This is a genomic window from Xanthobacter autotrophicus (assembly GCF_029991245.1).
In the GTDB taxonomy this organism is placed as follows: domain Bacteria; phylum Pseudomonadota; class Alphaproteobacteria; order Rhizobiales; family Xanthobacteraceae; genus Xanthobacter; species Xanthobacter autotrophicus_C.
This window is the reverse complement of the sequence record NZ_JAIVFO010000038.1, coordinates 1-12,586: the sequence shown is the minus strand read 5'-3', so window position 1 is coordinate 12,586 and position 12,586 is coordinate 1. Positions and strand designations below refer to the sequence as shown.

Annotated in this window: 9 protein-coding genes; 4 read left to right on the top strand and 5 right to left on the bottom strand. The window is 68.5% G+C overall.

What is annotated here, in order from left to right; all coding sequences use genetic code 11:
• Positions 1 to 148: 148 nt before the first annotated feature.
• The 4 genes from glpX to K9U41_RS08890 all read right to left on the bottom strand — a co-directional run bounded on the left by glpX (position 149) and on the right by K9U41_RS08890 (position 4,298).
• A complete protein-coding gene (gene glpX / locus K9U41_RS08905; RefSeq protein WP_282640489.1) occupies positions 149 to 1,138 on the bottom strand; it encodes a class II fructose-bisphosphatase in 990 nt (329 codons plus the stop codon).
• A 5-nt stretch (positions 1,139 to 1,143) separates the two neighbouring features.
• Complete coding sequence (locus tag K9U41_RS08900; RefSeq protein ID WP_282640488.1) at positions 1,144 to 2,430, bottom strand: homoserine dehydrogenase; 1,287 nt, start codon at positions 2,428 to 2,430, stop codon at positions 1,144 to 1,146.
• Between the two features lie 170 nt (positions 2,431 to 2,600).
• Positions 2,601 to 3,821: an LL-diaminopimelate aminotransferase gene (locus K9U41_RS08895; RefSeq protein WP_138398099.1), complete on the bottom strand. Its 1,221-nt coding sequence runs from the start codon at positions 3,819 to 3,821 to the stop codon at positions 2,601 to 2,603.
• Between the two features lie 156 nt (positions 3,822 to 3,977).
• Complete coding sequence (locus K9U41_RS08890; RefSeq protein ID WP_282640487.1) at positions 3,978 to 4,298, bottom strand: hypothetical protein; 321 nt, start codon at positions 4,296 to 4,298, stop codon at positions 3,978 to 3,980.
• Between the two features lie 261 nt (positions 4,299 to 4,559).
• On the opposite strand from K9U41_RS08890, the gene phaC reads away from it, so the two are divergent.
• The 4 genes from phaC (at position 4,560) to K9U41_RS08870 (ending at position 10,544) form a co-directional block, all read left to right on the top strand.
• On the top strand, positions 4,560 to 6,536 hold the full coding sequence (phaC, locus tag K9U41_RS08885; RefSeq protein WP_282640486.1) for a class I poly(R)-hydroxyalkanoic acid synthase: 1,977 nt from the start codon (positions 4,560 to 4,562) through the stop codon (positions 6,534 to 6,536).
• A 340-nt stretch (positions 6,537 to 6,876) separates the two neighbouring features.
• Entirely contained in the window at positions 6,877 to 8,289 is a 1,413-nt protein-coding gene (thrC, locus tag K9U41_RS08880; protein ID WP_282640485.1) for a threonine synthase, read from the top strand.
• Positions 8,286 to 9,551 (top strand): M16 family metallopeptidase, encoded by a 1,266-nt coding sequence (locus tag K9U41_RS08875; RefSeq protein WP_282640484.1) that lies wholly within the window; start codon positions 8,286 to 8,288, stop codon positions 9,549 to 9,551. The genes thrC and K9U41_RS08875 overlap by 4 nt, the downstream gene beginning before the upstream one ends.
• A gap of 381 nt (positions 9,552 to 9,932) precedes the next feature.
• The gene (locus tag K9U41_RS08870; protein ID WP_432715761.1) at positions 9,933 to 10,544 is read left to right on the top strand and encodes a GNAT family N-acetyltransferase; all 612 of its coding nucleotides are present in this window, start codon (positions 9,933 to 9,935) and stop codon (positions 10,542 to 10,544) included.
• 79 nt (positions 10,545 to 10,623) lie between these two features.
• Here the strand turns inward: K9U41_RS08870 and K9U41_RS08865 are convergent, their stop codons facing one another.
• Positions 10,624 to 12,231: an AMP-binding protein gene (locus tag K9U41_RS08865; RefSeq protein WP_282640482.1), complete on the bottom strand. Its 1,608-nt coding sequence runs from the start codon at positions 12,229 to 12,231 to the stop codon at positions 10,624 to 10,626.
• Between the last annotated feature and the right edge of the window lie 355 nt (positions 12,232 to 12,586).

The following is a 12,586-nucleotide window of genomic DNA, read 5'->3' as shown; positions in this document are numbered from 1 at the left end:
ACGCCGCGGGAACGCAGCGGGACCGAATCGGCTGCCTCCGGGTCTTCTCGTTCTGTTCGTCCGCCGTTTCGAAGCCCGGGCGACCTTCTTCCACCCCCGCCCCCCCGCGCAGGCGCGTCGTTTCAATCGGCCGGGATCAGGCCCCGCCTCAGCCTTCCAGGCGGAACTTGCGAAAGTCGCGGTGCTCAGTGGCCATCCGGCGCACTGTTCCGGTGGCGGCGCGCAGCACGATGGTGTCGGTCTCGATCATCTCGCGGCTGAAGCGCACGCCTTTCAGCAGCGCCCCGTCGGTGACGCCGGTGGCGGCCACCAGGCAGTCGCCGCGCACCATCTCTTCCAGTTTGTAGATCTTGGCGCCGTCGCGGATGCCGAGGGCCTTGGCCTGGGCGCGCTTCTTCTCGGTATCGAGCACGAGGCGGCCTTCCATCTGCCCGCCGATGCAGCGCAGGGCCGCCGCCGCCAGGATGCCCTCGGCCGCGCCGCCGAGGCCGAGGTAGATGTCGATGCCGCTCCCGTGCGGGTTGGTGGTGTGGATCACCCCCGCCACGTCGCCATCGGTGATGAGCTTGATGGCGGCGCCGGTCTTGCGCACCGCCTCCACCAGCGGCGCGTGGCGCGGGCGGTCCAGGATCAGGGCGGTGATCTCGGACGGCGGCACGCCCTTCGCCTCGGCCAGCGCCTGGATGTTCTCCTGCGGGCTCTGGGCCAGCGACACGATGCCGTCCGGATAGCCCGGGCCGATGGCCAGCTTCTCCATATAGGCGTCGGGCACCTTCAGGAGGGAGCCGCGTTCGGCGAGGACCAGCACGCAGAGCGAGCCTTCCATGTTCTTGGCGCAGAGGGTCGAGCCTTCCAGCGCATCCACGGCGAGGTCCACATGGGCGCCGCCGGTGCCCAGCCTCTCCCCCACGAACAACTGGTCGCACTCGCCCTCGATGCCCTCGCCGATCACCACCGTGCCGGAGACGGGAATGAGCTTGAGTTCCCGGTGGCAGGCCGCCATGGCGGCGAGGTCGGCCGCCTGCTCGTCGCCGCGGCCGCGCAGCCGGGCTGCGGCCACCGCGCAGCGTTCGGTCACCTGGGCCATGTCCAGGGACAGGCGGCGGTCGAGCACCTGGGGCATCCGGGCAACGCGCATGGCCGTCAATCCTTCTCGATGCGGATCACCTGGGGCAGGGCGGAGATGACCCCGTCGGCCTCGATGGCGGCAATGGCGCGGCGCACGGCTTCTTCCGTGGTCGCATAGGTGATGAGGATGACGCGGGCCGTCTCCGCCCCGTCGGGCCGGCGCTGCATGATGGATTCGAGCGAGATCTGCTCGTCCGCCATGCGCCGGGCGATGGTGGCGGCGGTGCCCGGCTTGTTCACCACCGCAAGGCGGATGTAGTAGCCGCCCTCGTGGCGCTGCATGGGCGCGCGCTCGGCCCGGGTCAGCTCGGCCACGGGCAGGCCGAAGGCGTAGCCCCTGGCGCCGCGGGCCACGTCGAACAGGTCGCCCACCACGGCCGAGGCGGTGGCTTCGCCGCCGGCGCCGGGGCCGACCAGCGTCAGCGCCACCGCATCGCCGTCCACTGCCACCGCGTTGGTGACGCCGGACACCTGGGCGATGGGCCAGTGCTTCGGTACCATGGTGGGATGTACCCGCTGCTCGATGCCGGTATCGGTGCGCACGGCGACGCCCAGCAGCTTCACCCGGTAGCCGAGATCATCCGCTGCTTCGAGGTCGGCAAGGGTGAGCTGGCGGATGCCCTCGATATAGATGGACTCCGCATCCACCTGCGTGCCGAAGGCGAGCGAGGTGAGGATGGCGAGCTTGTGGGCGGTGTCGAAGCCGTCGATGTCGAAGGTGGGGTCCGCCTCCGCATAGCCGAGCCGCTGCGCCTCGCCGAGGCAGACGTGGAAGGAGAGCTTCTCCTCCGCCATGCGGGTGAGGATGTAGTTGCAGGTGCCGTTGAGGATGCCCGACACGCGCTCGATGGTGTTGCCGGCCAGCGCCTCGCGCAGGGTCTTCACGATGGGAATGCCGCCCGCCACCGCCGCCTCGAAATGGAGGCCGGCGCCGGAGGCCTCGGCCCGCTGGGCGAGATCGACGCCGCATTTGGCGAGCAGGGCCTTGTTGGCGGTGACCACCGGGAGGCCGCGGTCGAGGGCTGTGGCCACCGCCGCCCTGGCCGGGTCACCCTCGCCGCCCATCAGTTCCACGAACACGTCGATGTCGCCGTCGCGGGCGAGCGCCACCGGGTCGTCGAACCAGGCCACGCCGTCAAGGTCGAGGCCACGGTCGCGGCTGCGGTCGCGGGCCGCCACCGCCGTCACCCTCAGGGTGCGGCCGGTGCGGGCCTGAAGCTCGGCCTTGCGGCGTTCGAGCATGCGGAACACCGCCGCCCCGACGGTGCCGAGGCCGGCAAGGCCCACTTTCAGTTCGCTCATGGGATCGGACCGGTTCTTCGCCTGATGGAAAGCGCCGTGCTTTTAGCGCGCGGCGCCCGGATGCACCACTCCTCCCCCAATGGCCCGGTCTTCGACCGGTGCCGGGAGGGAGCGCTCAAGTGCCGCGCGGCTGAACAAGGGCCGGTGAACAGGGCTCACCGGCTTTGGCATCAGCGTGCGGCGCTGAGGGGCACCACATTGTGGAGCGTCGTACCCGCCTGCTCGAAGAAGCGGCGGATGTTGCGCGCCGCCTGGCGGATGCGCTGCTCGTTCTCCACCACGGCGATGCGGACGAAGTCGTCGCCGTGCTCGCCGAAGCCGACGCCCGGCGCCACCGCCACGTCCGCCTTCTCGATGAGCAGCTTGGCGAATTCCACCGAGCCCATGGCCCGGAACGGCTCGGGGATGGGTGCCCAGGCGAACATGGAGGCCCGCGGCGAGGGCACCGGGAAGCCGGCGCGGCCGAAGCTCTCCACCAGCGCGTCGCGGCGCTTCTTGTAGGTCTCGCGCATCTCGGCGATGCACTCCTGCGGGCCATTCAGCGCCGCCGTCGCCGCCACCTGGATCGGGGTGTAGGCGCCGTAATCAAGGTAGGACTTCACCCGCGACAGGGCCGCGATGAGGCGCTCGTTGCCCACCGCGAAGCCCATGCGCCAGCCGGCCATGGAGTAGGTCTTGGACATGGAGGTGAATTCCACCGTCACGTCCATGGCGCCCGGCACCTGCAGCACCGAGGGGGGCGGGGTGTCGTCGAAATAAAGCTCGGCATAGGCGAGGTCGGAAAGGACGATGAGGTCGTTCTTCTTCGCGAAGGCCACCACGTCCTTGTAGAACTCCAGGTCCGCCACGCAGGCCGTGGGGTTGGACGGATAGCACAGCACCACCGCGATGGGCTTGGGGATGGAGTGCTGCACCGCCCGTTCCATGGCGTGGAAGAATTCCGGCCCCGGCTCCACCGGTACCGAGCGGATCACCCCGCCCGCCATGAGGAAGCCGAAGGCGTGGATGGGATAGGACGGATTGGGGGTCAGGATCACGTCGCCCGGCGCGGTGATGGCCTGCGCCATGTTGGCGAAGCCCTCCTTCGAGCCGAGGGTGGCCACCACGTGCTTGTCGGGATCGAGCTTCACGCCGAATCGGCGCTCGTAATAGTTCGCCTGGGCGCGGCGCAGGCCGGGGATGCCCTTGGACGCGGAATAGCGGTCCGTGCGCGGCTTGCCGATGGTTTCCTTCAGCTTCTCGATCACATGCGCCGGCGCATCGAGGTCCGGATTGCCCATGCCGAGGTCGACGATATCAGCCCCGGCATTGCGGGCGGCGGCCTTCACGCGGTTCACTTGCTCGAACACGTAGGGCGGCAGCCGGCGAATGCGGTGGAAATCGGTCGTCATCTCAGGGCTCCAGAGGCCGCGCTGTTGCTCATTCTCCCGGCGCGGCAGTCGGGCTTTGTATCATTCTTGTGTGAATGGAAAAGCCATGAATGCGATGGGAGTGCGGCAGAACCCTGTTCGCCGCACCGCAACATGCACCAGGGTGTGCGCAAGCCGCTATTTATCCTGGGTCCGGGCGAGGCGCTCAAGGTCACGCTGCAGCTTCTGCTGGGCTTCGGGCGTGAGCGGCGGTGCCCGCTTGGACGGTGCGGTGGTGCCGATGGTGGGGAAGGTGTTGTCCGGAACCTCCCGCACATTGGTTTGAGGCGGCGCCAGCCCTGGCAGGCCCTCCGTGCCGGCGCAGGCGGCGAGCCCGCACAGCAGCACGCCGGCAATGGCGGCGCGCAGCAGGGCACGGGCGCCGGCAACGGCGGCCGGGCGCGGGCGGTGGAGCGGCGTCGGGCGGGGGCCGGCGTATGGGGTCGCAACCTGGATCATCTGTCCCTTATAGCGCTGCGGTGCACACTTGCCACGGGGAGGTTTCGCATTGGCAGACTTTGCATAATTCGATCTGGCATGATCCTGTGGTTGCGTGCCGGCTGCGCTCGCCAGAGGCTCGATCCCGTCACCTTGACGGAGTATGAAGGACTGGCGCGTAGCGATAAAGATGGACCGAGCCTTCCGTAACGGCCCGCTAAAAGGGAATGACCCATGTCCCGTGCAGAGGAAACGTCGAACATGGCAGGAAACGGCCCGGGCATGGCTCCGCCTGTGGAGATGCCGGCGCCGCACCTGACCGTGGTGCCTCCGGCACCGGCCGAGGCGCCGAAACCGGCTGCCGGCAAGGCGGCGCAGACCAAAGGCGTGCCCACGGAGGGCGCGTCCGCAAAACCGGCTCCCGCCGCCGGGTCCAAGACCCGCACCCCGTCGCCCGCCACCGGGTCCTCGGCCGCCGGCGACGGCGCGCGCAGCGGCATGGACGTGGAGGTGCTCGCCCGCAACCTCGCCCAGATGATGGAGGAGGGCGGCAAGGCCATGGCGGCCTACATGACCCCGCGCCAGCCGGGCAAGACCGACGACATGGCCGAGGACATCGCCGACGCGCTCAAGACCGTGAGCAGCGTGGCGGAATACTGGATGGCCGATCCCCAGCGTACCGTCGAGGCGCAGTCGCGCCTGATGGCCGGCTATCTGTCGGTCTGGGCCAATACCATGAAGCGCCTCGCCGGCGAGGAGGTGGCGCCGGTCACCGCCCCCGACGCCAAGGACGCCCGCTTCAAGGACGAGGGCTGGCGCGACAGCCCCATCTTCGATGCGCTCAAGCAGGCCTATCTCGTCACCGCCAAATGGGCGGAGGACATGGTGGAGGAGGCCGAGGGCCTCGACCCGCACCTGAAGCACAAGGCCGAGTTCCTGGTGCGCCAGGTTTCCAACGCCATCTCGCCCTCGAACTTCGTGTTCACCAATCCCGAGCTGATCCGCGAGACGCTGAGTTCGTCCGGCGAGAACCTCGTGAAGGGCATGCGGAACCTCACCCAGGACCTGATCGAGGGCAAGGGTTCGCTCAAGATCCGCCAGACGGACATGAGCGCCTTCGAGGTGGGCCGCAATCTGGCCACCACTCCGGGCAAGGTGATCTTCGAGAACGAGCTGATGCAGCTCATCCAGTACGAGGCCACGACGGCGACCGTGAAGAAGACGCCGCTCCTGATCGTGCCGCCCTGGATCAACAAGTTCTACATCCTCGACCTGACGGCCGAGAAGTCCTTCATCAAGTGGCTGGTGGACCAGGGCGTCAGCGTCTTCGTCATCTCCTGGGTCAATCCGGATGCCCGGCTGGCCGCCAAGGGCTTCGACGATTACATGCGCGAGGGCATCATGACCGCCCTCGACCAGGTGGCCATCGCCTCCGGCGAGCGGCAGGCCCATGCCATGGGCTATTGCGTGGGCGGCACCCTGCTCGCCACCACGCTGGCCTACATGGCCGCCACGGGGGACGACCGCATCGCCTCCGCCACCTTCCTCACCACCCAGATCGACTTCACCCATGCGGGCGATCTCAAGGTGTTCGTGGATGAGGAGCAGCTGGCCTCCATCGAACGCAAGATGAAGGACATGGGCTATCTCGAGGGCAGCAAGATGGCGTCCGCCTTCAACCTGCTGCGCTCCAACGACCTGATCTGGCCCTATGTGGTGAACAACTACATGAAGGGCAAATCGCCGTTCCCCTTCGACCTGTTGTTCTGGAACGCCGATTCCACCCGCATGCCGGCGGCGAACCACTCCTTCTACCTGCGCAACTGCTACCTCACCAACAATATCGCGCGCGGGCTCGCGGAACTCGGCGGCATTCGCATCGACGTGCACAAGATCTCGGTGCCGGTCTATTCGCTGGCCACGAAGGAAGATCACATCGCGCCGCCCAACTCGGTCTATATCGGCGCCAATCTCCTGTCCGGCCCGGTGCGCTATGTGCTCGCGGGCTCCGGCCACATCGCCGGCGTGGTCAACCCGCCGGCCAGGGGGAAGTATCAATACTGGGCGGACGGCCCGACCGGACCCAGCTTCGACCTGTGGCTCGAAGGGGCGCGGGAGAATGCCGGCTCCTGGTGGCCGGACTGGGTCTCCTGGTTCAGCGCCCAGCATCCCGACGAGGTGCCCGCCCGCACCATCGGCGGCGACCGGCTCGCCCCCATCGAGGATGCGCCCGGCCGCTACGTGCGGGCGCGCAGCTGAGGCAGCTGGTTTCCCTCTTCCGCTTGCGGGAGTTCTGCGGACCACCTCGGTTGGCTCAAAGAGCCGGCTCTCCCCTTCCCCCGAACTCGGCTGCTGCCGAGTTCGGTTCCCAGAGCCGAAGCCGGAAACATCCGGCTTCGGAGAGGGAGAGGGGAGGACGGCCGATCGAGAGCCTTTCGCAGAGGTCTCGCAGGCAGGCGGGGGGCGGCGCGTGTCCGGTCGAAGCAGCACGCCTTCTGCCTGAGACACGCCGCTTTTACCAACCGTCTTTCGCGCAACGCCGCTTGCGGGTAGTTTACCAGGTGGCCCGATATGCGGCCGAAGATCAGGTCGAGGCCCCGTGCGTTACGTTTCCACCCGTGGTGAAGCTCCCGTTCTCTCTTTCTCCGACGCGCTGCTCGCGGGGCTCGCGCGCGACGGCGGCCTCTATGTGCCCGAGGCCTGGCCGACCCTCTCCCGGGACGAGATCGCGGCGCTGGCGGGAAAACCCTACGCTGCCGTCGCCAAGGCGGTGATCGGGCCGTTCGTGGCCGATGCACTGCCCCAGCGCGCCCTCGACCTCATGATCGACGACGCCTATGCGGGCTTCCGCCATCCGGCCGTGGCCCCGCTGACCCAGATCGGCGCCAACCGCTTCATCCTTGAGCTGTTCCATGGCCCGACGCTCGCCTTCAAGGACGTGGCGATGCAGCTGCTCGCCCGCCTGATGGACCATGTGCTGGCCTCGCGCGGCAGCCGGGCCACCATCGTCGGCGCCACCTCCGGCGACACCGGCAGCGCGGCCATCGAGGCGTTCCGGCGCTCGGATGCGGTGGATGTCTTCATCCTCTACCCGCACGGGCGGGTGTCCGAGGTGCAGCGCCGGCAGATGACCACGGTCAATTCGCCGAGCGTCCATGCCATCGCGGTGGAAGGCACGTTCGACGACTGCCAGGGCCTCGTCAAAGCCATGTTCAACCACCACGCCTTCCGCGACTCCCTGGCGCTGGCGGGGGTGAATTCCATCAACTGGGCGCGGATCGTGGCCCAGGTGGTCTATTATTTCTATGCCGCCACCGCCCTCGGCGCGCCCCATCGCGAAGTCTCCTTCGTGGTGCCCACCGGCAATTTCGGCGACATCCTCGCCGGCTTCGTGGCGAAGAAGATGGGCCTGCCCATCCGCGACCTCACCATCGCCACCAACGTCAACGACATCCTGGTGCGCACCCTGGACACCGGCCGCTACGAGGTGAAGGGGGTGCTGCCCTCGACCTCGCCGTCCATGGACATCCAGATCTCCTCCAATTTCGAGCGCCTGCTGTTCGAGGCCCTCGACCGCGACAGCGCGGCGCTGCGCCAGCTGATGGATCAGCTCGCCCAGTCGGGGTCCTTCAGCGTGCCGCGCGGCGCGCTGGCCGCCATCTGCGCCGACTTCTCCGCCGCCCGCGCCGACGAGCCGGAGACCGCCGCCACCATCGCCAGGCTCTACCAGTCCGCGGGCTATCTGGCCGATCCGCACACGGCGGTGGGCCTTGCAGTGGCGGACAAGGTGGAGCACGCGGCGAAGGTGCCGCAGGTGGTGCTGTCCACCGCCCATCCCGCCAAATTCCCCGACGCGGTGGAAGCCGCCACCGGCCATCGCCCCGCCCTGCCGCCGCACATGGCGGACCTCTTGACCCGCCGGGAGAGCCTGAGCGTGCTGCCCAACGATCTTGCCGCCATCGAGACCTTCATCCGCGCCCGTTCGCGCATCGCCCGGGGCGCGGCGGCATGAGCGTGAAGATTTCGGTCCTCGACAACGGCGTCACCGTCATCACCGATGAAATGAGCCATCTCGGCACCGCCTCCCTCGGCATCTGGGTGGGCGCGGGCGCGCGGGACGAGCAGGAGAACGAGCACGGCATCTCCCACCTGCTGGAACATATGGCCTTCAAGGGCACGCGGCGGCGCTCCGCCCGCCGCATCGCCGAGGAGATCGAGCAGGTGGGCGGCGACATCAATGCCGCCACATCGGTGGAGCAGACCACCTACAATGTCCGCGTGCTGGGGGAGGACGTGGGCCTCGGCATCGACATCCTCGCCGACATCCTCACCGAGCCGGCCTTCGCCCCCGACGAGCTGGAGCGGGAGAAGAACGTGATCGTGCAGGAGATCGGCGCGGTCATGGACACGCCCGACGACCTCGTGTTCGACCTGTTCCAGGAGCAGGCCTTCCCCGGCCAGAGCATGGGCCGCTCCATCCTCGGCACGCCGGAGACGGTGCGCGCCGTCAGCCGCGACCAGCTCGGCGCCTATCTCGGACGCACCTATCGCGGCCCCCGCATGGTGGTGGCCGCCGCCGGCGCGGTGGAGCACGACCGGCTGGTGGAGGAGGCGGCGCAGCGGCTGAAGATCATCGCGCCCGCCACCAAGCCCGAGCTGCCCCAGGCCACCTATGGCGGCGGCACCCACCTCCTCGCCCGCGACCTGGAGCAGGTGCACGTGCTGCTGGGGCTGGAGGGCTGCCCCTACAAGGATGCCGAGTATCACGCCGTGCAGGTGCTCGCGAACGTGCTGGGCGGCGGCATGTCCTCGCGCCTGTTCCAGGATGTGCGCGAGGATCGCGGCCTCTGCTATTCCATCTACGCGTTCCACTGGAGCTATCAAGATACCGGCCTGTTCGGCGTCTATGCGGGCACGGACACGGGCGACGTGGAGGAATTGTCCAACGCCGTCATCGACCAGATCCTCGACACGGCGGAAACCGTGAGCGAGCTGGAGGTGGCCCGGGCCAAGGCGCAGATGAAGGTGGGGCTGCTCGCCGCGCTGGAAAGCTCCGGCGCGCGGGCGGACCAGCTTGCCCGGCAGATCCTCGGCTTCGGCCGGGTGATCCCGGTGGAGGAGATCGTGGCGCGGGTGGACGCGGTGGACGTGGCGGCGGTGCGCCGGGCGGCGCAGGGCCTCATCGGCCGCGGCCGGCCCACGCTGACCGCCATCGGACCGGGCGGCGGCCTTGAGCCGGCCGCACGGGCTGTGGAACGTTTGAAGGTTCACTAGGGCGTTTTCAAGCGAAGTGGGCACCGGTTCGCGTGAAGAAAACGCGTCAGGAGAAGAGTCTGGAGCGATTTGCGTGAGCCAGGGCGAGCGGAAAGCGCTCCAGGGCGTTTTCAAGCGAAGTGGGCACCGGTTCGTGTGAAGAAAACGTGTCAGGACAAGAGTCTGGAGCGATTTGCGTGAGCCAGGGCGAACGGAAAGCGCTCTAGAGCACGGGTTGTCGAGTTGGAGCGGTTCACCGGTTGGATCGCATGGCGTGCCGGCCGGCACGTGTTCATTTCCGGGGAGTGCCCGCCTGACCTGCCCCGGCCCGGGTGGACCATCTCCCCGGGTCGATACGGATTTCCTTCGGGGCGTACCATGTGGCCGCTGAGTTCCGTCCTAATGATCGAGCCGCTCCCTGTCATCGAGGGCAACGGCGTTTATCTGCGCCTGCCCCAGATGAAGGATTTCGGGCCGTGGCGGGACCTGCGGGAGGAGAGCCGGGCTTTCCTCACCCCGTGGGAGCCGCTGTGGCCGGCGGATGACCTCACCCGTGGCGCCTTCCGCCGGCGCCTGCGGCGCTACACGCGGGACATGGTCGCCGACGAGGCCTATCCGCTCTTCATCTTCCGCCAGTCCGACCATGCGCTGCTGGGCGGCCTCACCTTGTCCAACGTGCGCCGCGGCGTGTGCCAGGCGGCGAGCCTCGGCTACTGGATGGGCGAAGCCTTTGCCGGCCAGGGCTACATGAAGGCGGCGGTGACCGCGCTTCTGCCCGTGGCCTACGACATGCTGCACCTGCGCCGTATCGAGGCGGCCTGCATGCCCACCAACCAGCCGTCCATCCGCCTGCTGGAGGGCTGCGGCTTCGTGCGGGAGGGCTATTCGCGGGAATATCTGTGCATCAACGGGACGTGGGAGGACCACATCCTGTTCGGCCGCCTGCGCCACGACATGCCGGTCCGCGAGCGCGCGCGCGATGTCCTGGAGCAGGTGCCGCCGGCGGCACAGTAATACCATCAGCCTCGGCCGGCGACCGATGCCGCGCGGGTTACGCTCAAACGCCGCGCGGGCTTGACCAATCCCGGTCCAGCTACCCCCGCGCCCGCAGCTCGCGCCGCAGGATCTTGCCGGTGGCGGTCATGGGCAGGGTGTCGGCGAAGGCCACGTGGCGGGGATATTCGTGGGCGGAGAGGCGGGTCTTCACGAAGTCCTGGATCTCCTTCGCCAGCGCGTCTGAAGGGGCGACCGTGGGCTTGAGCACCACCCACGCCTTCACCGCCTCGGTGCGCAGCGGGTCGGGCACGCCCACCACCGCCACCAGCGCCACGGCCGGATGCTTGAGGATGCAGTCCTCGATCTCCCCCGGACCGATGCGGTAGCCGGCCGAGGTGATCACGTCGTCGCTGCGGCCCACGTACCAGAGGTAGCCATCCTCATCCTGCCGGCCCATGTCGCCGGTGAGGAGGAAGTCGCCGGCATATTTCTGCGCCGTCGCCTCCGGGTTCTTCCAATATTCCAGCATCATCACCGGATCGCCCCGGCGGATGCCGATATGGCCTTCTTCGCCCGTGGGCAGCGCGCGGCCCTCGTCGTCCACGATGCGCACGTCGTGGCCGGGAATGGCCTTGCCCATGGCGCCTGGGCGGATGGGGAAGAAGCTGGAGTTCGAGCCCACCACCAGGTTGCACTCGGTCTGGCCGTAGATCTCCCGCGCCTCCACCCCGAGCCGCTCCTCGACGAAGGCGCCAAGCCCCGCGCCCAGCGTCTCGCCGCCGGTGAGGAGCGAGCGCAGCTTCAGGCCCTCGTGCCGCACATCCGCCTGTCGCAGCAGCTTGAGGGCGGTGGGCGGCAGGAACACGTTGCGCACCCGGTGCCGCGCCATGAGGTCCATGGCGGCGTCCGGATCGAACTTCTTCGCCCGGTGGGCGAGCACGGGCACGCCCAGGTAGAGCGAGGGGAACAGCACGTCGAACAGGCCGCCGATCCAGGCCCAGTCCGCCGGGGTCCAGTGCAGGTCGCCGGGCTGGGGCATGTATTGGTGGACGAACTGGATGCACGGCAGGTGCCCGAGCAGCACCCGGTGGCCGTGCAGCGCGCCCTTGGGATTCCCGGTGGTGCCCGAGGTGAAGATGATGATGCCGGGATCGTCCGGCCCCGTGTCCACCGGGGTGAAGCGGTCGGAGGCCTTTTCCAGCGCCGCGTCGAACGAGGCCGCGCCGCCGGTGTCGCCGCCGATGACGAAGACATGCTCCAGGTCCGGCAGGTGGTCGCGCACCCGCTCAAGCTTGGCGAGGCCGCCAAGGTCGGTCACCAGCACGCGGGCGCCGGAGGAGGCCAGGCGGAATTCCAGCGCCTCGTCGCCAAACAGGGTGAAGAGCGGCACCGAGATCAGCCCCGCCTTGAAGGCGGCGATATGGGCGATGGCGGTTTCCGGCGCCTGCGGCAGGAACACGGCCACCCGGTCGCCGCGCGTCAGGCCCCGCGCCGCGAGGGCGTTGGCGAAGCGGCTGGTGAGGGCTTTCAGTTCGTCGAAGCTGTAGGTGCGGACGGCGCCGCTCTCCTCGACGAAGATGAGGGCGGGCTTGCCCGAGCCGTCCGCATGGGCATCGGCGCAGGCGACGCCCATGTTGAAGCGCTCGGGGATCTGCCAGGAAAAGGCGCGGATGAGGCCCTGATAATCGGCCGCCGGCACCAGCATTTTCGTCTCCCTCGTCGCCGCTCTCTTAAGGGCGGCTTCATGCGCCGCGCGGGGCGGTCGTTCAGGAAACGATCGAACGTTTTTTTCCTGGGCAGGTCAAGGGGCGGGGCGACACGCCATGGGGCAGGGGCTGTGTGCGACCAGTCCGCAGCTTCTGGGAAGGGCTGCCTCTCCCTAACTCTTCCCTTGCGGGAGTCCTGCGAAAGTCACCCACGGTCGGTGCAAGACGCCGGTCCCCCTCTCCCCTTGCGGGAGAGGGCCGGGGTGAGGGGTGTGGTGCGGTCTCGTCAGCGGACGGGCGTTCTCTCGATGCCGCGCCTCACAACCCCTCACCCCCAAACCTGTCTCTTATACC